Below are 18,156 nucleotides of genomic sequence, written 5' to 3'. Positions count from 1 at the left end.
GACCTCCCGTGAACTGGTTCGAGGTCGTCGGGTTCGTCACCGGTGCGCTGTGCGTGTGGCTCGCCACGCGCCAGCACGTCGCCAACTTCCCGGTGGGGATCGCGAACAACGTGGTGTTCGCCGTGGTGTTCTGGCAGTCCGGGATCCTCGCCAACGCCGCGCTGCAGGTCGTGTACCTCGTGCTGGCGGCGCTCGGCTGGTACTGGTGGGTGCGCGGCGGTGCGGACGCGGAGCGCCTGACGGTGCGCCGCACCCCGCGGTGGGTGTGGCCCGTCGCGCTGGTCGCCGTCGTGGTGACGACGGTCGCGGTCGCGGCCCTGCTGGCCCGCACCGCGGAGTCGGTGCAGCCGTGGGCCGACGCGGCCACGACGTCGCTGAGCCTCGTCGCCCAGGTCATGCTCGGCCGCAAGTGGCTGGGGTCGTGGGCGGTGTGGATCGTCACGGACGTCCTGCTGGTCGTCCTGTACGTCAGCCTGGGGCTGCACCTCACCGCCGGGCTGTACCTGCTCTTCATCGGGCTGTGCGTGCACGGGTGGCGGCAGTGGTCGCGCGACCTGCCCGCCGCGACGCCCGCGGCGCCCGCACCCACGCAGGTCGCCGCGTGAGGCACGGGCTGGTCATCGGCAAGTTCTACCCGCCGCACGCCGGGCACCTCGCGCTCGTGCGCGCGGCACAGGCCCGGTGCGACCGCGTGACCGTGCAGGTCCTGGCGTCGAGCGCCGAGTCGCTGCCCGGTGCGCTGCGCGCGTCGTGGCTGCGCGAGGAGCTGCCGACCGCCCACGTCGTGCACGGGCTCGACGACCACCCGGTCGACTACGCCGACCCCGCGGCGTGGGACGCGCACGTCGCGGTGATCCGTGGGCTGCTCGACGCGCCCGTCGACCTGGTCGTCACGTCGGACTCCTACGGCGGGGAGCTCGCGCGACGCCTCGGCGCGCAGTGGCACCGCGTCGACCCCGGGCGTGCAGGGCTCCCGGTGTCGGGCACCGCCGTGCGCGCCGACCCCGCGCGCTACTGGTGGGCGCTGCCCGCGAGCTTCCGGGCCTGGTTCGTGCGTCGTGTCGTCGTCACCGGGGCGGAGTCCACCGGCACCACCACGCTCGCGCGGGCCCTCACCGCGCACTACGGGCTGCCGGCCGTGCCCGAGTTCGGGCGTGAGTGGACGACGCTGCGCGACGGCGGCCTGGACGCGCCGTGGCACACCGCCGAGTTCGACCTGGTGGCCCGCGAGCAGGCGCGCCGCGAGGACGACGCGGCCCGGCGCACACCGCGCCCGCTGCTGGTCTGCGACACCGACGTGACCGCGACCGTCCTGTGGCACGAGCGCTACGTCGGGCGGCCCTCGCCGGGCGTCGCGGCGCTCGCCGAGCCCCGGGTCCCGGACCTGTACCTGCTGACGGGCGACGAGATCCCGTTCGTGCAGGACGGGTGGCGCGACGGCGAGCACGTGCGGCACGCGATGCAGCAGCGGTTCCGCGAGGAGCTGACGCGCCGCCGCGACGCCGACGGCGTGCCGTGGGTCGAGCTGCGGGGCTCGCGCACCGAGCGGTTCGACGCCGCGGTCGCGCTGGTCGACGAGCTGCTGGGCCGGCCGCGTGACCTCGCCGCGCCGCTGCCCGAGGCCAACGGCGACCGTGCCACACTCTCGGCGTGAACGAGCACGACCTGCAGCAGGTCTCCCAGGCACCCACGCGCGCCGGCGCGGCAGGCGCGACGCAGGTCGAGCTGGATGCCGCCCACCTGTTCGCCGACGAGCACACCGCGCCCGAGGCCGACGTCCCCCGCCTCGACGAGAAGCTGCGCCAGGCGTACTTCTGGATGGTCAACCACGCGGTCATCAGCCCGCACTACGACGTCGAGTTCTCGGCACCCGGGCAGGCGCGCACGACGTACCGCCTGGGCGACTCGCAGGCGGCGGTCCACCTGCCGACCGACCAGTCGTACTCGTCGTTCGTGCTGCTGCCGCTGCTGACGTTCGCGGTGCGGGGGCGCTGCCTGCTCGTCGGCGGGCCGGGTCGGGGGAAGACCGCGTCGGCCGTCCTCATGGGCGTGATCGCCGGGTACCCGGTGCGCGACGTGCGCCGCGCGATGCAGCACGGCCACCCGCAGCTGACGGTGCAGGACATGTTCGGGACGCCCCTGCCCCGCGACCTGGTCAACGCCGAGCGGCTCGCGGACGTGGACGTCGCGTGGCGGTCGTGGCTCGGGATGCGCGTGAAGATCGTCGACGAGTACAACCGCATCCCCACGCGCACGCAGTCGGCCCTGCTGACGGTGCTCGCGGACGGGTACGTCGAGGTGTTCGACCAGTTCTTCGAGACGGGTGCCTCGGCGTGGTACCTGACGGCGAACGACGACGCGGGCGGCGGGACGTTCCAGGTGGTCGACGCGCTGCGGGACCGCATCGACGTCGTCGTCAAGGCGCTGGCGTTCAACTCCCGCTTCCTCGGCGACCTCGTGGAGCGGGCAGAGCGCGGGCTGCGTCCCGAGGAGAACGTGCCGCCGGGCATCGTCTTCGACGCCGACGAGCACGACCGGCTGCACCGGGAAGTCATCGCCGTGCCGGTGCCGCAGGCGGTGCGTCGTCGCCTGGAGTTCTTCGCCGCGCAGCTCGAGCTGCTCGAGCGCGCGGGCCGGCAGCTCGAGTACCGCACCAAGGACACGGCCCGCCTGGCGGGCGTCGACCCGCACACGCTCCTCGTCGCCGACGACGGGAGGGACCGGCGCGACGACGTGGGCGCCCAGACGCTGAACGGCCTGTCGGTGCGCGCGCTGCAGTCCCTCGTGCTCTACGCGAAGGCGATGGCGTACTTCCGCGGGGACGCGCAGGTCGAGCTCGACGACCTGCGGGCCGTCCTGCCGTTCGTGCTGCACGACAAGCTGCAGCCCGACCTCGACGCCCCGGCGTTCGACGACCCCGAGCGCGAGGCGCTGCGCACCGACCGCGTGTCGTGGCTGCGGGAGATCTTCGACACCGCCTGCCTGCAGTACGACGCGGCGGGCCTCGACGACGACGACCCGGTCGGTGACGTGCTGTCCGAGCTGGCCGCGGGCCTGGAGGGGCTCGACGAGCAGACGGTCCTGGCGCGCCTGGCGACGATCGAGCGCATCCTGTCGGGCTGGCAGCGCACCAAGCTCCACGGCGACATGTACGACGACGCGCTGGCCCTGAAGTACGCGCACCAGCGGTACTCCTCCTACCTGCGCTGGCTGCGCTGGGAGTCCGTGTGACGTCGTCCGCCCCGGGCGTGGCGGCGCTGGTGCGGGCGCACGCGACGACGGTCGACCCGTGGTTGCGGGAGGCCGCGGCGTGGGGTGTCGACGCGGCGACGGCGCGGGCCGCGCTGACGGACCTGGAGCCCGTGCTCGCGGCGGTGGGCGACGACCCGCGGGCCGGTCTGACGATCGTGCGCGCGACGCTCGACCTGGTCGCGCGCGGCCGCTGGCACGCCGAGGCGGTGCCGCGCACGGTGGTGCTGCGGGTGCTGCCGCGCATGTCCTCGTGGCTCCGGGCGTGGCCCGACGACGTCGTGCCGGCGGTGCTCGCGGCGTCGCGCGGTATCGCCCGCGCGGGGCTCCTCGACCCGTGGGTCGCGCGCGTGGCCGCCGCGGACGCACCGGAGCGGGCGGCCGACGTCCGCCCGGCGCTCCTGGTCGCCGCGTGGCGCTGCGGTCTCGCCCGCTACCGGGACGCGGCGCTCGACGCCGCGAGCTCCCTGCCGCCCTCCGTCGTGGCCGCGCTCCTCGACGTGCCGTCCGCCACCGTCACCGCGACGCTCGAGCGACACCGGTCGGACCGGTGGTGGTGGCCGGGCCGGTCGGACGAGCCGGGCGTCGTGCAGCGCGTGGGCGGGTTCGTGGGCTGGGGTGGGCCGTGGGTGCAGGTGCCCCGGGTCGCCGCGGGAGGTCCCACCGGGTGGCTCGCGGTGGTGGACGGCGCGGTCGGCGCGGTGGTGGCCGACGTGCACGGCTCGGCCGTCGTCGGCCTCGCGGACCACGGTGAGGTGACCCCGCCGGAGCGTGCGGACGCCCGCACCCTGCCCGTCCCGTGGGTCGACGAGGTCACGGGCGTGGTCCCCGGTGACCAGGGCGTGGTGCTGGTCGCGAGGGTGCACTCCTACGCGCTCGACGTGGTCCGGCTGGGGCGGGCGGCGTGAGCGTCCCCGCGGCCCCGGGTCACGACGTCGACGCCCTCGTGGCGCGCTGGGGCGAGGCGTGGCCGCAGGCGCTCGCGGCCTGGGGTGCGACGACGCGCATGCACGCACCCCGCCTGCACACCCGCCCTGTGGCCGAGGTGCCGTCGTTCGCCTGGTACGACAGCCGCGACGTCGAGGTCCACGTCGACCTCGCGCACGTCGTGCGGGTCGGCCTCGAGGAGCACGCGGTGGCGGTCCTCGCGCACGAGGTGGGCCACCACGTCCTGGCGCCCGTCGACGCCCGCACGCGCGTGCGGATCGCCGCACGGGTGCGCGCGGGGCTCGTCGACCGCGACGACCTCGTCCCCCTGGTCGCGAACCTGTGGTGCGACCTGCTCATCAACGACCGGCTCCAGCGCACCGGCGGGGCGGACCTGGTCGCGGTGTGGCGCGCGCTCGGTCCGCCGAGCGACCCCCTCATGGCGCTGGTGCTGCGCACGAACGAGCTGCTGTGGGGCCTGCCGCGGCACGAGCTGTGCGGGCGGGACGTGCCGGTCCGTGACGACGCGGCCTGGCTGTGCTCGCGCCTGGTCCGGGCCTACGCCCGGGACCCGGCGACCGGCGCGGGAGGGTTCGCGGCGCTCCTGCGGACGTCACTCGAGCAGGAGCTCGCGGACATGGCGCCGGGGGGTGCGGTCGCGGGTGCGGCCCGCTCGCTCGCGTGCGGCGACGAGGGTGCCCTGGAGGGCCTGCCGTACGGCGTCGCCGACGCCGGGCTCGCCGCGGGCATCGTGCACCCGGCGCTCGACCCGGCCGTCGTGGGTGACGCGGCGCCCGCGCCCGCGGCGCCCGGTCCGCAGGCACCGCCCGATGCCACGTCCACCAGCGGGACGGGCGCGCACGCCAGCGGGATCCTGCCGCCCGAGCTGCACGCGACGCTCACGGCGCTCGGGGCGTCGACGACGCTGGAGGACGTCGCGGTGGCCTGGTACCGCGAGCGCGCCGCGCCGTACGTCGTGCCGTTCCGCCGGGCGGTCCGCCCGCTGCCCCCCGACCCCTTGCTCGGCGGCCTCGAGCCCTGGGCGCTGGGTGAGGACGTCGCGGACGTCGACTGGGTGGGCACCGTGAGCGCGTCGCCCGTCGTGGTGCCCGGGCTGACGACCGTGCGGCGGCACGTCATGGACGACGAGCCGCAGGAGCCGGGCCGCGTGCCGGTCGACCTCGACCTGTACCTCGACTCCTCGGGGTCGATGGCCGATCCGCGCCGGTTCTCGTGGATCGCGCTGGCGGGTGCCGTGCTCGTGCTGTCGGCCGTGCGGGCCGGTGCGCGCGTCCAGGCCACGACGTGGTCCGGTCCGCGGCAGGTGGCCGGGACCGACGGCTTCACCCGGGACGCCGACGCCGCGCTGCGCGCCGTCGTCGCGTACTTCGGCGGCGGGACGTCCTTCCCGCTCGGCGTGCTGCGCCGCACGCACCTCGGCGCCGACGGGCGGCGCCCCACGGCGACCCGCACCACCCACATCGCCGTCATCTCCGACGCGGGGGTGCAGACGATGGCCGCCGACCGGCCCGCCCCGGGCGAGGCGGGCGTCGCGGTGCAGGCGCTGCAGGCGGCAGGAGGCGGGGGCACGCTCGTGCTCGACGTGCCCCCGGACTGGCTGGACCGGCTGCGACCGGGGCTGCCCGACGGGTACGACGTGCACAGCGTCACCGGGGACGAGGCGCTCGTGGAGTTCGCGCGGCGGTTCGCGCGGACCACGTGGGGGGAGGGGCGATGAGGGACGACGACGCGCGGATGCCGCGCCCGCTGGTGCCGGGGGAGCGACGCCCCGGGCCGGAGCTGGTCAGCGTCACGCGCCGCCTCGCGACGGCCCCCGCGGCCCTGCGCGACCCCGGCGTGCACCCGGGTGCCGCGCTGGCGGACCTGGCGGTCGTGCTGGACGGGCGCGTGGCCGAGGCCACGGAGCTGCGCTCGCTCGACCAGCGGTTGGGCACCGAGGGCGGGGACCGGGTCGTGCTCGCGCTGCTCACGGGCTGGGTGGCGCTCGACCCGGCCGTCGCCCAGCACGGCGGCGTGCGTGACGTGGCGGCACGGTGCGGCGGCGTCAGCCGGCTGGTGGTCGCGGCGGCGCTCGCGGTGGCCGACGAGCTCGGTGGGCTGCGCGACCCGGCGGCCTGGACGGACGACGAGGTGGCGCGCGAGGAGCTGGCGCGCGCCGCGCTCGCGATCCTCGGCGTCCTGCCCGCCGGTGAGGCCCCCGCGGTCGCGGGGGACGCGTGGCGCGTCGTGAGCACCCGCCACCGCCGGGCGGTGGCCGCCGAGCTCGCCGCGGAGGCGCAGCGGGCGGCGGAGCTCGCGCAGGCGCTCGAGGAGCAGCGCGCGAAGGAGGCGGCGGCGCAGTATGCCAACTACTGACCCGGGCACGACCGACCCGATCGGCCCACCGGCCGAGTACGCCCCCATGGGGGCCGTGGCGCTCGACGACGTCGAGCGCTGGCCGACGCTGGGCGCCGCGGACCTCGCTCGGGTCGCCGCCGCGCGTGCGCACCCGGCGGCGCCCGTCTGGGTGCACGAGACGGGCGACCGCCTGGACGAGGCGGACCTCGCGGCGCTCGCGGGCGGTCAGCCTGCCGCCGCGAGCGCCGGTGGGACGCCGCCCGCCTGGGTCGCGGCGCTCGTCGATCGGGCGCACCGCACCGTGCCGCGGTACCGCGCCGCGGCACGCGACGGACGCTCCGGCCCGGGGACCCCCCTGGCCGACCTGCCGACCGTGACGCGACGGGACCTGGTCACGGCGCTCGCGGCGCACGTGCCGCTCGACGTCCCGCTGGACCGCGTGCTGCACGGCACGAGCTCGGGCAGCACCGGCGCGGCGCTGCTGGTGCCGCTGCACCCGCGGTCCGTGGCGGCGGACCTGCTGCTCGTGCACGCCCTCGTCGAGCACGCGGGCGTCACGTGGGCGTCGGACGCGACGCGCCTCGGCCTGGTGAACCTCGTCGACCAGCGCGCCGCGTTCACGTACGTGTCGGCGATGTCGGCGTTCCCGCGCCCCGCCGGTGCGCCGGTGCCGCTCATGGCACGGGTGAACCTCGACGCGAGCGCGTGGCGTGACCCGGGCGACCGGGAGCGGTGGTTCGAGGAGCACGACCCCCAGGTGGTGAGCACGAGCACGATCCCGTTGACGCACCTGCTGGACCTCGCCGAGGCGGGCCTGGCGGTGCGGCCCGTGGCGGTCGTCAACGGCGCGACGCACGTGACGCCGGCGATCCACCGGCGGGTGCGCGACGTGTGGGGTGCGCCGCTGGTCGACCTGTACGGCTTGCGGGAGACCGGCCCGGTGGCGGTCGCGACCGGCCCCGGTCAGGGCCACGTGCTCGTCGACCGGCGCGTGCACGTCGAGGTGCTCGACGCGACCGGGCAGCCCGTGCCCGAGGGGCAGCGCGGCGAGGTCGTGGTGACGGTGGACGAGAACCCGTACCTGCCGCTGCTGCGCTATCGCACGGGCGACCACGCCGCCCTCGCGAGGGCGTCGGACGGTCGGCCGGTGCTCGTCGGGCTCGAGGGGCGCGCGGCGGTGCTCTTCGTGGACTCGGCGGGGCTCGCGCGGCCGTCGATCGACGCCACGCAGGTGCTGCAGACGGCCGGGCTGGTGGCGTGGCACCTGCACCAGGACCGCGACGGGCACGTGCGGCTGCGGGCCGTCGCCCCCGACGCCCCGGCGGCGCAGGCGGCTGCCCGCGCGGTGCACGCGTGGCTGGACCGGCACGTGGAGCTCGAGGTCCTGCACGACGTGGCGGACCTCGGCGGGGGCAAGCCCGCGCGCTACTCCTGCGACGTGCCGAGCCTCAGCTGAGGTCTGCCGACCCGCCGGTGCCGGCCTGGTCTGCCGGGTTGTCGCGCAGCCAGCGGGTGTCGTCGTTGACGTACGCGTAGTACCAGCCGATGAGCAGGCCACCACCGATGAAGTTGCCGAGGAGCGCGAGCACGATGTTGCCGGCGACGAGGCCCAGGTCGATGCCCTCCTGCAGCCCGACGACCGAGAACAGCACGGTGTTGGCGACCGAGTGCTCGAGGCCGAGGAACGCGAAGATGAAGACGGCGACGATCATGACGGACGACTTGGCCACGTCGTTGCTGATGAGGCCGTTGTAGACCAGCAGCATCGCGAGGTTGATGCAGAAGTTGCACAGGACGGCCCGGATCAGCAGGTCGACCCAGCCGGTCGGCCCGTCCGCGACGAACGCCAGCTTGTGGTCGGCGGAGGCGACCATCCGGTCGAACACGGCACCGTCGGCGAGCGTCGAGAACCTCAGGAACGCCGCGACGAGCAGGCCGCCGACGAAGTTGCCGAGGTAGCACAGCCCCAGCATGCGTGCCGCGCGGCCCCACGTGGTGCGGCGGTGGTAGGCGCCGATCGAGACGATCATCATGTTCGACGTCAGCAGCTCGGACCGGGAGTAGTAGATGAACACCAGCGCCCACCCGAACGTGAGCGCCCCGGCGATGCGTCCCAAGGGCTCCAGCGTCGAGCCCCCCACGTCGATCTGGGCGAACGCGGTGATCACGGCGTAGTGCGCGGCGTACAGGACGCCGATCATGATCCCCGCCATCGCAGCCCGCATGAAGTAGCGGCGGCCGAGCGTCCCGGACATCGCCGTCTTCGTCTCCAGCGCCTCGAGGACGGTGCTGATGAAGTTCTTGCCGGGGAACAGGGATCCCGCGTCGGGGCCGGTGGTGCTCACGGAACCACGCTGTCACACCGCGTCGCCGCCCGCGTCGGGGCGACCGTCCCACCGCACGCCCTGCCCTGCGGACGCGCAGGTGACGGCGCGCAGGGCGGGGCGGCGTGTGAGGCACGTGACAGGAGCGGGCGCGCGGTGGGCGACGATGGGGCCATGACGACGACGCAGGGCGCGAGCGACGCGACGGCCGACCGTGAGGTCCTCGACTGGGAGACCTTCGGCAGCGCGGCGCGCGAGGTCGCGCAGGCCGTCGTCGACTCGGGCTTCGTGCCCGACGTCGTGGTGTCGGTCGCGCGCGGCGGGCTGCCCCCGGGCGGCGCGATCGCGTACGCCCTGGGCACCAAGGCCGTCGGGACGATGAACGTCGAGTTCTACACCGGTGTGGGCAGCACGCTGCCCGAGCCGCTGCTGCTGCCGCCGCTGCTCGACACCGAGGCGGTCCGTGGCCTGCGCGCGCTCGTCGTCGACGACGTCGCCGACTCCGGGGAGACGCTCGCGCTCGTGCAGCGGCTGCTGGCGCAGGACTGCTCCGAGGTGCGCACCGCCGTGCTGTACGCCAAGACCCGCTCGGTCGTCGACCCGGACTACGTGTGGCGCCGCACCGACCGCTGGATCACGTTCCCGTGGTCGGCACTGCCCCCGGTCGAGGCGGCACGCTGACGGCATCACGGGCCGCTGTGGTGGGGGCGAGCGCCCGCAGCACGGCGGCCGCCAGCTCGTCGACGTCGTCGACGACACCCACCGCCCCTGCGTCGCGCAGCTCGCCCGGCTGTGCGTAGCCCCACGCGACGCCCAGGCAGTCGACGCCGTTGGCGCGAGCCCCGTGCACGTCGTGCTCGCGGTCGCCGACCATGAGCACCGCGCCGGCGGGTCGCAGCGCGTCGAGCGCGGCGGCGACGACCGTGGCCTTCGACGACGCGACGTGGTCGAGCGGCGCACCGAACACGCCGTCGAGGAACGGTGCGAGGCCGAAGCGCTCGCAGATCGGCGCGGCGAAGACCTCGGGCTTGCTGGTGGCGACCGCGAGCCGCACACCCGCGTCACGCAGCGCGGCCAGCTGCTCCGGGATGCCCGCGTAGACGCTGTTCTCCCACATGCCGGCGTCGCGGAAGTAGCCGCGGTACGCGGCGATCGCGTCCGCGACCCGGTCGTCCGCCACCCCGAACAGCGGGAACGAGTCGGCGAGCGGCGGGCCGACGAAGCGGCGCAGCGCGGTGTCGTCCGGCACGGGGAGACCCAGCGTGGTGAACGCGACGCGCGCGCTCGCGGCGATGCCGGGGTAGGAGTCGGTCAGGGTGCCGTCGAGGTCGAGCAGGACCAGAGGTGCGGGAGTCATCCCGACCATCCTCCCAGGAGGCAGCCGTCAGCCGCTCACGCGCGCGAGCACGGCGGCGGGGACGTCGGCGGGCGTGGCGAGCACGTCCACCGCACCGGCGGCGCGCAGCTCGTCCTCGCCGCCGTAGCCCCACAGCGCCCCGAGGCACGGCAGGCCGTGGTCGGCGGCGCCGTGCACGTCGTGCTCGCGGTCGCCGAGCATGACCGCGCGCACGGGTGCGTCCCCGACGGTGCCGCGCACCCAGTCGAGCGCGCGACCGATGATCTGGCCCTTGGTCTCGGACTCGTCGTCGGGCGCCCCCACGACGTGGTCGAGCAGCGGCGACAGCCCGACCTCCTCGCAGATCGGCAGCGCCCAGCGGAACGGCTTGGCCGTGGCGACGACGAGCAGCACACCGGCGTCCCGCAGCGCCGCCAGCGCGTCGGGGATGCCGTCGAAGACGCGCGTGTCCCACACCCCCTCCCGGCTGAAGTGGTCGCCGTACCCGGCGATCGCCGCGTCGAGCAGGTCGGCCGGCACGCCGTGCGTGGTGAACGACCAGGCGATGGGCGGACCTGCGAACGAGCGCATCACCGCCTCGCTCGGCGCGGGGAGCCCGACCCCCTCGTACGCGGAGCGGACGGCCGCGACGATGCCGGACGCGGAGTCCATGAGGGTGCCGTCGAGGTCGAGCAGGGCCACGGGCCGGGCGGTGGTCATGCGGCGATGGTGCCTTGTGGTGTGCGCGTCGGGCCAATCGCTGCGCAGGCTCTTGACAGTCGAGAGGAATCTATTGATCATCGATAGATGACGCCGACGCTTCGTCACTCACTGCGCATCGTCCTCGTGGCCCTGCTGCTGGGGTCGCTGCTGCTGCAGGCCCTCCTGCCGCTGATCGCCGACGAGGCCGGCGGCGGGTACACCGAGACGGCGGGGCTCGTGCTGCCGTACGCCGCGTCGGGGATCGCCTCGGTCGCGTGCCTGCAGGTTCTGCTCGGCGCCGCCTGGTGGCTCGTGACCCGCGTCGATCGTGACGAGATCCTCACCCCGCGCGCGCTGCGTGGCGTCGACGTCGCCACGGGGGCGGTGGTGCTGGCGACGGTGCTCGCCGCCGCACCGGTCGTGCACCTGCTCTTCGTGGTGGGCGTCGGGGGCCCCGGTGTCCTGCTCGCGCTGCTCGCGTGCCTGGCGGGCGGGGTCGGGCTCACGTGCGGGTTCCGGGTGCTGCGGTCCGTGCTCGTCGCGGCGACCGCCGACCGCACCGAGCTCGCGGCGGTCGTCTGACGACCACGGTGCGCTCACGCGGCACACGCCGATAGACTGCCTCCACAGGCATCGACCCGGCCATCACCGGTGAGCCTCCGGAAGAACGGGACGCGCGTCGCAGGGCGCGGGTCCTCAGTAGAACCGGACGGGGCAGGCCCGTCACAGCCGCAGGCGAGAGGTCGGGGACCCGTCCCCGGCAAGCGAGGTGGCACCGCGGTGGTGCCCGGGTGGTCCGGGTGTCGTCGTCCTCGTGGCCGTACGCACCCCACCGGGTGCGCGAGACCAGGAGCACCGACCGTGGCGTACCCGCTGCACCGCACCTCCGACGGCACGTCCGCCGGCACTCCCGCGACCGTCCCGCCGAGCCCCGACCTGCCCGACCTCGAGCAGGACGTGCTGCGGTACTGGGAGGCGGACGACACGTTCCGCGCCTCGGTCGCGCTGCGGCCGACCGGCGAGAACGGCGAGAACGAGTACGTCTTCTACGACGGCCCGCCGTTCGCCAACGGCATGCCGCACTACGGCCACCTGCTGACCGGCTACGCCAAGGACGTCGTGCCGCGCTACCAGACCATGCGCGGGCGGCACGTCGAGCGCCGGTTCGGCTGGGACACGCACGGCCTGCCGGCCGAGCTGGAGGCCGAGCGGGTCCTGGGGATCACGGACAAGTCCCAGATCGACGAGATGGGCATCGCGGCGTTCAACGAGGCCTGCCGCCGCTCCGTGCTGACGTACACCAAGGAGTGGCAGCAGTACGTCGAGCGGCAGGCGCGCTGGGTCGACTTCGAGAACGACTACAAGACGCTCGACCCGTCCTTCATGGAGTCGGTGATCTGGGCGTTCAAGCAGCTCTACGACAAGGGCCTGGCCTACGAGGGCTACCGCGTCCTGCCGTACTGCTGGCGTGACGAGACGCCGCTGAGCAACCACGAGCTGCGGATGGACGACGACGTGTACGCGTCGCGTCAGGACCCCGCGCTCACGGTCGGGTTCCGGCTCGACAGCGGTGAGCTGCTGCTGATCTGGACGACGACGCCCTGGACGCTGCCGTCCAACCTGGCGGTCGCGGTCGGCCCCGACGTCGAGTACGTCGTCGTCGAGCCCGCGGCCGGCTCGCCGTTCGGCGAGGCCCACCCGGGTGAGCGGGTCGTGCTCGCCGCCGCGCGTCTGGGCGCCTACGCCCGCGAGCTGGGTGACGAGCCGACGGTCGTCGCGCGACTGACGGGTGCCGACCTCGTCGGCCGGCGCTACACGCCGCCCTTCGACTACTTCGCGGGGCACGAGAACGCCCACCAGGTGCTCGCGGCGGACTTCGTCACGACCGAGGACGGCACGGGCGTCGTGCACCTGGCCCCCGCCTTCGGCGAGGACGACATGGCCGCGTGCGACGCCGCGGGCATCACGCCGGTCGTGCCCGTCGACTCCAAGGGCCGTTTCACCTCCCAGGTCACCGACTACGCGGACGTGCAGGTCTTCGACGCCAACAAGCAGGTCATCGCCGACCTCAAGAACGGCACCGGGCCGCTCGCGCGCGTCGACGCCGCCCACCGGGCCGCGCTCGTGCGCCACGAGACGTACGAGCACTCCTACCCGCACTGCTGGCGCTGCCGGAACCCGCTGATCTACAAGGCCGTGTCCTCGTGGTTCGTCCGGGTCACGCAGTTCCGGGACCGCATGGTCGAGCTCAACCAGGGCATCGAGTGGATCCCCGGGCACATCAAGGAGGGCCAGTTCGGCAAGTGGCTCGAGAACGCGCGCGACTGGTCGATCAGCCGCAACCGCTACTGGGGCACGCCGATCCCCGTGTGGGTGAGCGACGACCCGGCGTACCCGCGGATCGACGTCTACGGCTCCTTCGCCGAGCTCGAGGCCGACTTCGGCCGCGTGCCCACCAACGAGGCCGGCGAGCCCGACCTGCACCGGCCCTTCATCGACGACCTGACGCGACCCAACCCGGACGACCCGACGGGCCGCTCGACCATGCGCCGCATCCCCGACGTGCTCGACGTGTGGTTCGACTCCGGCTCCATGCCGTTCGCGCAGGTGCACTACCCGTTCGAGAACCGCGAGTGGTTCGAGCACCACTACCCGGGCGACTTCATCGTCGAGTACATCGGCCAGACACGTGGCTGGTTCTACACGCTGCACGTGCTGGCCACGGCGATCTTCGACCGCGCCGCGTTCCGCAACGTCATGTGCCACGGCATCGTGCTGGGCGACGACGGCCGCAAGGCCAGCAAGTCGCTGCGCAACTTCCCCGACCCCGTCGTGATGTGGGACAAGTACGGGTCCGACGCCGTGCGCTGGTCGCTCATGTCCTCGATGATCCTGCGGGGCGGCAACCTCGTCGTCACCGAGGAGGGGATCCGCGACGGCGTGCGCCAGGTGCTGCTGCCGCTGTGGAGCACGTACTACTTCTTCACGCTGTACGCGGGTGCCGCGGACGAGGGACGCGGGTACACCGCGCAGCGCGTCACGGCCGAGCGCGCCGCCGGGCTGGCCCCGATGGACCGGTACCTGCTCGCGCGGACGGGTGAGCTCACCGCCACGATGACCGCCCAGCTCGACGCGTACGACATCCCCGCCGCGTGCGAGGCCGTCCGCGAGCACCTCGACCTGCTCACCAACTGGTACGTGCGCACGCAGCGCGACCGGTTCTGGTCGGAGGACGCCGACGCGTTCGACACCCTGTGGACCGCGCTCGAGGAGCTCACGCGCGCCATGGCGCCGCTCGCGCCGCTGGTCACCGAGGAGGTGTGGCGCGGCCTGACGGGCGGACGCAGCGTGCACCTCACCGACTGGCCGGCCGTCGACGCGCTCGTCCGGGACGACGCGCTGGTCGCCGCGATGGACGAGGTCCGCGCCGTGGTCTCGGCGGCGCTCGGCCTGCGCAAGGCGCACCAGGTGCGCGTGCGCCAGCCGCTGCGCCGGCTCACCGTGGCCGTGGCCGACCCCGCCGCGCTCGCGCCGTACACCGACCTGCTGGCCGCCGAGCTCAACGTCAAGCACGTCGACGTCGTCGAGGCGGACGCCGCGACCGCCGAGCGGTTCGGCATCACGCAGCGGCTCGCGGTCAACGCGCGGGCGGCCGGCCCCCGCCTGGGTCGCGCCGTCCAGCAGGTCATCAAGGGCGCCCGTTCCGGTGCGTGGCGGGTCGACGGCGAGACCGTCGTCGTCACGACCGACGCCGGGGACGTCGCGCTGGAGCCGGCCGAGTACGAGCTGACGACGGTCGTCGGCGAGGGTGCTGGTGCCGACGTCGCCGCCGCCGTCCTGAGCGGCGGTGTGGTCGTCGTCCTCGACCTGTCGCTGGACGACGCGCTGCGGGCCGAGGGCTACGCCCGCGACGTCGTGCGCGCGGTGCAGGACGCACGCAAGGCCGCGGGCCTGCACGTCGCGGACCGCGTGGACCTCACGCTCAGGGTCCCGACGGCGCACGTCGCGGACGTCGAGGCGCACCGCGACTTCGTCGCCGCCGAGACGCTCGCGTCGTCCGTCACGATCGAGGCCGCCGACGTGGCCGAGGTCGCCGTGAGCGTCGTGCGGGCCGACGCGTGAGCCGCGAGCGCGGTGGCGCGGACCACCTGAAGGACGAGGCCGCCCGGGCGGCGCGCCGGGCCGCGGACGAGGTGTACCGCAGCATCCTCGCGCGTGCTCCCGAGCACGACATCGACCCCGAGCTGGGCCGCGTCCGCGCGGTGCTCGAGCTGCTCGGCGACCCGCAGCGCGCGTTCCGCTCGCTGCACGTGACCGGCACGAACGGCAAGACCTCGACCGCCCGCATGGTCGAGGCACTGCTGCGCGAGCACGGGCTGCGTACGGGCCGCTTCACCAGCCCGCACCTCACGCGCGCCAACGAGCGCATCAGCATCGACGGCGAGCCGATCAGCGACGAGCGCTTCGTCGAGGTCTGGCAGGACGTCGCGCCCTACGTGCACATGGTGGACACGGACGCGGCCGGGCGCGGTGAGCCCCGGCTGTCGTTCTTCGAGGTGTTCGTCGTCATGGCGTACGCCGCGTTCGCCGACGCTCCCGTCGAGGTCGCGGTCGTCGAGGTCGGCATGGGCGGGCGCTGGGACGCGACCAACGTGATCGACGCCGAGGTCGCCGTCATGACGCCCGTCGCGATGGACCACGAGCGCTACCTGGGGAACACCCTGGTGGAGATCGCGTCGGAGAAGTCCGGCATCGTCAAGGACGGCGCGACGCTCGTGCTCGCGCAGCAGACCGACGACGTCGAGGGCGTCGTCCTGGCGGCGGCGGCCGAGCGCGGCGCGCGCGTCGTGCGCGAGGACGTCGACGTCGCGGTCGTCGAGCGGCAGGTCGCCGTCGGCGGCCAGCTCGTCGCGCTGCGCGGTCTGGGCGGCGTGTACACCGACGTGTTCCTGCCGCTGTACGGCGAGCACCAGGCGCACAACGCGCTGCTGGCGCTCGTCGCGACGGAGGCGCTGCTCACCGGTGGCGCCGCGCTCGACGGGTCGGTCGTCGAGGCCGCGTTCGCCGGCGTGACGTCCCCGGGACGCCTCGAGGTCGTCCGGTCGAGCCCGACCGTCCTGGTCGACGCCGCGCACAACCCCGCGGGTGCCGAGGCGCTGGCCGACGCGGTGACCGAGGCGTTCGACTTCACGCGGCTGGTCGGCGTCGTCGGGGTCATGGCGGACAAGGACCCCGAGGGCATCCTCGCGGCGCTCGAGCCGCTGCTCGCCGAGGTCGTCGTGACCCAGGCGTCGACGCCGCGCGCGCTCGACGCGGACGACCTGGCCGAGATCGCGATCGACGTGTTCGGCGAGGACCGCGTGCACGTGGCGGCCCGCCTGCCGGACGCGATCGACGTCGCGGTCCAGCGTGCCGAGAGCGAGGAGGAGCGGGGCGCCGGTGTGCTGGTGACGGGCTCCGTCCTGCTCGTCGCCGAGGCCCGGGTGCTGCTGGGACGTGAGTGAGACGCGTCTCGCCTTGACGTCCGTCCTGCTCCGGGGTGGAGTGGAGCGACCACCGCCGGCACGTCGAGGGAGTCGAGCGTGAAGAAGCTCATCAACGACCCGCAGCATGTCGTCGCCGAGTCGGTCGAGGGGTTCGGTCTCGCGCACGCCGACGTGGTGCGGGTGCACGTCGACCCGTTGTTCGTCACCCGCGCCGGCGGCACCGCGCCCGGCAAGGTGGGCCTCGTCTCCGGGGGCGGCAGCGGCCACGAGCCGCTGCACGCGGGCTTCGTCGGCGTCGGGATGCTCGACGCAGCCGTCCCCGGCGCGGTCTTCACCTCGCCCACGCCGGACCAGATCCTGCCCGCGATCGCCGCGGCCGACGCCGGCGCGGGCGTCCTGACGATCGTCAAGAACTACACGGGCGACGTGCTGAACTTCGAGACCGCCGCGGAGCTCGCCGACGCCGACGGGATCACGGTGCGCCAGGTGGTCGTGAACGACGACGTGGCCGTCGAGGACTCCCTCTACACCGCCGGGCGGCGCGGCGTGGCCGGCACGGTGGCGGTGGAGAAGATCGCGGGGGCGGCCGCCGAGCGCGGCGACGACCTGGACGCGGTCGCCGCCGTCGCGCAGCGCGTGGTGGACAACGTCCGCACGATGGGCCTGGCGCTCACCGCGTGCACCGTGCCCCACGTCGGAGGCCCCAGCTTCGACCTGCCCGACGACGAGATCGAGATCGGCATCGGGATCCACGGCGAGCCGGGGCGCCACCGCGTCGGGCTGGAGAGTGCCGACGTGCTCACCGAGAAGCTCCTGACGCCGGTCGTCGAGGACCTGGGGCTCGCCAGCGGCGAGCGGGTGCTGCTGCTCGTCAACGGCATGGGCGGCACGCCCGCGTCCGAGCTGTACGTCGTCTATCGTCGGGCACGCGCGTTGCTCTCCGAGCGCGGGGTCGAGGTGGCCCGCTCGCTCGTCGGCAACTACGTGACATCGCTGGAGATGCAGGGCGCGTCGGTCACCGTCCTCCGTCTGGACGACGAGCTGACCGCCCTGTGGGACGCACCCGTGCACACGTCGGCGCTGCGCTGGTGACCGATACGGGTGGGGACTCGGAGAGGCGGGGCGGATGACGCTGGACGCGGCATGGGCCGTCGACTGGGTACGCCGTAGCGCGGCGACGGTCGCCGAGCACCGGGACGAGCTCGTGGAGCTCGACCGGCAGATCGGCGACGGTGACCACGGCGAGAACCTCGACCGGGGGTTCCGCGCGGTCGTCGCCAAGCTCGACGGGCTCGAGACGCCGCCCGCGACCGTCGGCGACGTCCTGCGGCTGGTCGCCACGACGCTGATGTCCACGGTCGGCGGCGCGGCGGGCCCCCTGTACGGCACCGCCTACCTGCGGGCGTCGAAGTCGGGCACCGCGACCGAGCTGGGTCCCGACGGCGTCGTCGCGCTCCTCGAGGCCGCGCTGGACGGGATCGTCACGCGCGGACGCGCCGGCGCGGGGGAGAAGACGATGGTCGACGCGTGGACGCCGGCGGTCGCGGCCGCCGTCGACGCGGCCGACCACGGCGCGCCGCCCTCGGCCGTGCTCGCCGCGGCGGCCCGCGGGGCGCACGACGGCGCGGAGTCGACCGTGCCGCTCGTCGCGACCAAGGGCCGTGCCAGCTACCTGGGCGAACGCTCGGCGGGGCACCTCGATCCGGGCGCCCGCTCGAGCGAGCTCATCCTGCTCGCGGCGGCGCAGGCGGCCGCGGCGGCGGACTGACCGACG

The 18,156-nt window shown here is 74.6% G+C and carries 16 protein-coding genes; 13 read left to right on the top strand and 3 right to left on the bottom strand.

Features of this window, described 5'->3' with window-relative positions; genetic code table 11:
* Nucleotides 1-8: 8 nt before the first annotated feature.
* From pnuC to IR158_RS02875, 7 genes are read left to right on the top strand one after another with little or no spacing between them, the layout of a single operon-like run.
* Nucleotides 9-605: a nicotinamide riboside transporter PnuC gene (gene pnuC, locus IR158_RS02905; RefSeq protein WP_291809280.1), complete on the top strand. Its 597-nt coding sequence runs from the start codon at nt 9-11 to the stop codon at nt 603-605.
* On the top strand, nt 602-1,654 hold the full coding sequence (locus IR158_RS02900; RefSeq protein WP_291809277.1) for an AAA family ATPase: 1,053 nt from the start codon (nt 602-604) through the stop codon (nt 1,652-1,654). The genes pnuC and IR158_RS02900 overlap by 4 nt, the downstream gene beginning before the upstream one ends.
* Nucleotides 1,651-3,231 (top strand): AAA family ATPase, encoded by a 1,581-nt coding sequence (locus IR158_RS02895; RefSeq protein ID WP_291809274.1) that lies wholly within the window; start codon nt 1,651-1,653, stop codon nt 3,229-3,231. Before IR158_RS02900 ends, IR158_RS02895 begins: the two co-directional genes overlap by 4 nt.
* Nucleotides 3,228-4,157, top strand: a complete 930-nt coding sequence (locus IR158_RS02890) for a hypothetical protein (protein WP_291809271.1) — start codon at nt 3,228-3,230, stop codon at nt 4,155-4,157. Before IR158_RS02895 ends, IR158_RS02890 begins: the two co-directional genes overlap by 4 nt.
* Entirely contained in the window at nt 4,154-5,914 is a 1,761-nt protein-coding gene (locus tag IR158_RS02885; protein ID WP_291809269.1) for a hypothetical protein, read from the top strand. The genes IR158_RS02890 and IR158_RS02885 overlap by 4 nt, the downstream gene beginning before the upstream one ends.
* Nucleotides 5,911-6,552: a hypothetical protein gene (locus tag IR158_RS02880; protein ID WP_291809266.1), complete on the top strand. Its 642-nt coding sequence runs from the start codon at nt 5,911-5,913 to the stop codon at nt 6,550-6,552. Before IR158_RS02885 ends, IR158_RS02880 begins: the two co-directional genes overlap by 4 nt.
* A complete protein-coding gene (locus IR158_RS02875) occupies nt 6,539-7,990 on the top strand; it encodes an AMP-binding protein (protein WP_291809263.1) in 1,452 nt (483 codons plus the stop codon). The genes IR158_RS02880 and IR158_RS02875 overlap by 14 nt, the downstream gene beginning before the upstream one ends.
* On the opposite strand, the gene IR158_RS02870 is transcribed toward IR158_RS02875, so the two are convergent.
* Nucleotides 7,983-8,879, bottom strand: coding sequence for a formate/nitrite transporter family protein (locus IR158_RS02870; RefSeq protein ID WP_291809259.1), 897 nt, complete (start codon nt 8,877-8,879; stop codon nt 7,983-7,985). The two genes, IR158_RS02875 and IR158_RS02870, sit on opposite strands and share 8 nt — an antisense overlap.
* 153 nt (nt 8,880-9,032) lie before the next feature.
* Here IR158_RS02870 and IR158_RS02865 point away from each other — a divergent pair, with 153 nt between their 5' ends.
* Nucleotides 9,033-9,539, top strand: a complete 507-nt coding sequence (locus IR158_RS02865; RefSeq protein ID WP_291809256.1) for a phosphoribosyltransferase — start codon at nt 9,033-9,035, stop codon at nt 9,537-9,539.
* On the opposite strand, the gene IR158_RS02860 is transcribed toward IR158_RS02865, so the two are convergent.
* Together IR158_RS02860 and IR158_RS02855 are read right to left on the bottom strand one after the other, a co-directional pair.
* On the bottom strand, nt 9,493-10,215 hold the full coding sequence (locus IR158_RS02860) for an HAD hydrolase-like protein (RefSeq protein WP_291809254.1): 723 nt from the start codon (nt 10,213-10,215) through the stop codon (nt 9,493-9,495). The genes IR158_RS02865 and IR158_RS02860 overlap by 47 nt on opposite strands.
* A gap of 27 nt (nt 10,216-10,242) precedes the next feature.
* Nucleotides 10,243-10,914, bottom strand: coding sequence for an HAD hydrolase-like protein (locus IR158_RS02855; RefSeq protein WP_291809251.1), 672 nt, complete (start codon nt 10,912-10,914; stop codon nt 10,243-10,245).
* Between the two features lie 87 nt (nt 10,915-11,001).
* Here IR158_RS02855 and IR158_RS02850 point away from each other — a divergent pair, with 87 nt between their 5' ends.
* The 5 genes from IR158_RS02850 (at nt 11,002) to dhaL (ending at nt 18,150) form a co-directional block, all read left to right on the top strand.
* Nucleotides 11,002-11,478 carry a DUF2975 domain-containing protein gene (locus tag IR158_RS02850; RefSeq protein WP_291809248.1) on the top strand — a complete coding sequence of 159 codons (477 nt, stop codon included), beginning with the start codon at nt 11,002-11,004 and terminating at the stop codon, nt 11,476-11,478.
* Between the two features lie 279 nt (nt 11,479-11,757).
* On the top strand, nt 11,758-15,018 hold the full coding sequence (gene ileS, locus IR158_RS02845) for an isoleucine--tRNA ligase (protein ID WP_291809245.1): 3,261 nt from the start codon (nt 11,758-11,760) through the stop codon (nt 15,016-15,018).
* The gene (locus IR158_RS02840) at nt 15,015-16,400 is read left to right on the top strand and encodes a folylpolyglutamate synthase/dihydrofolate synthase family protein (RefSeq protein WP_291809242.1); all 1,386 of its coding nucleotides are present in this window, start codon (nt 15,015-15,017) and stop codon (nt 16,398-16,400) included. Before ileS ends, IR158_RS02840 begins: the two co-directional genes overlap by 4 nt.
* 78 nt (nt 16,401-16,478) lie before the next feature.
* Nucleotides 16,479-17,474, top strand: coding sequence for a dihydroxyacetone kinase subunit DhaK (dhaK, locus tag IR158_RS02835; RefSeq protein WP_291809240.1), 996 nt, complete (start codon nt 16,479-16,481; stop codon nt 17,472-17,474).
* Nucleotides 17,475-17,508: 34 nt separating this feature from the next.
* Nucleotides 17,509-18,150 carry a dihydroxyacetone kinase subunit DhaL gene (dhaL, locus tag IR158_RS02830; RefSeq protein ID WP_291809237.1) on the top strand — a complete coding sequence of 214 codons (642 nt, stop codon included), beginning with the start codon at nt 17,509-17,511 and terminating at the stop codon, nt 18,148-18,150.
* Nucleotides 18,151-18,156: the final 6 nt, after the last annotated feature.

This window comes from Cellulomonas sp., assembly GCF_015234515.1.
In the GTDB taxonomy this organism is placed as follows: domain Bacteria; phylum Actinomycetota; class Actinomycetes; order Actinomycetales; family Cellulomonadaceae; genus Cellulomonas.
The sequence above is the reverse complement of the archived record's forward strand: the minus strand, read 5'-3'. Positions and strand labels throughout refer to the sequence as shown.

Excerpts from the sequence above, each read along its gene's own strand:
- IR158_RS02880 (WP_291809266.1), top strand. The coding sequence starts at position 5,911 with ATGAGGGACGACGACGCGCGGATGCCGCGCCCGCTGGTGCCGGGGGAG.
- IR158_RS02875 (WP_291809263.1), top strand. The coding sequence starts at position 6,539 with ATGCCAACTACTGACCCGGGCACGACCGACCCGATCGGCCCACCGGCC.
- IR158_RS02865 (WP_291809256.1), top strand. The coding sequence starts at position 9,033 with ATGACGACGACGCAGGGCGCGAGCGACGCGACGGCCGACCGTGAGGTC.
- IR158_RS02860 (WP_291809254.1), bottom strand. The coding sequence starts at position 10,215 with ATGACTCCCGCACCTCTGGTCCTGCTCGACCTCGACGGCACCCTGACC.
- IR158_RS02855 (WP_291809251.1), bottom strand. The coding sequence starts at position 10,914 with ATGACCACCGCCCGGCCCGTGGCCCTGCTCGACCTCGACGGCACCCTC.
- IR158_RS02850 (WP_291809248.1), top strand. The coding sequence starts at position 11,002 with ATGACGCCGACGCTTCGTCACTCACTGCGCATCGTCCTCGTGGCCCTG.
- dhaL (WP_291809237.1), top strand. The coding sequence starts at position 17,509 with ATGACGCTGGACGCGGCATGGGCCGTCGACTGGGTACGCCGTAGCGCG.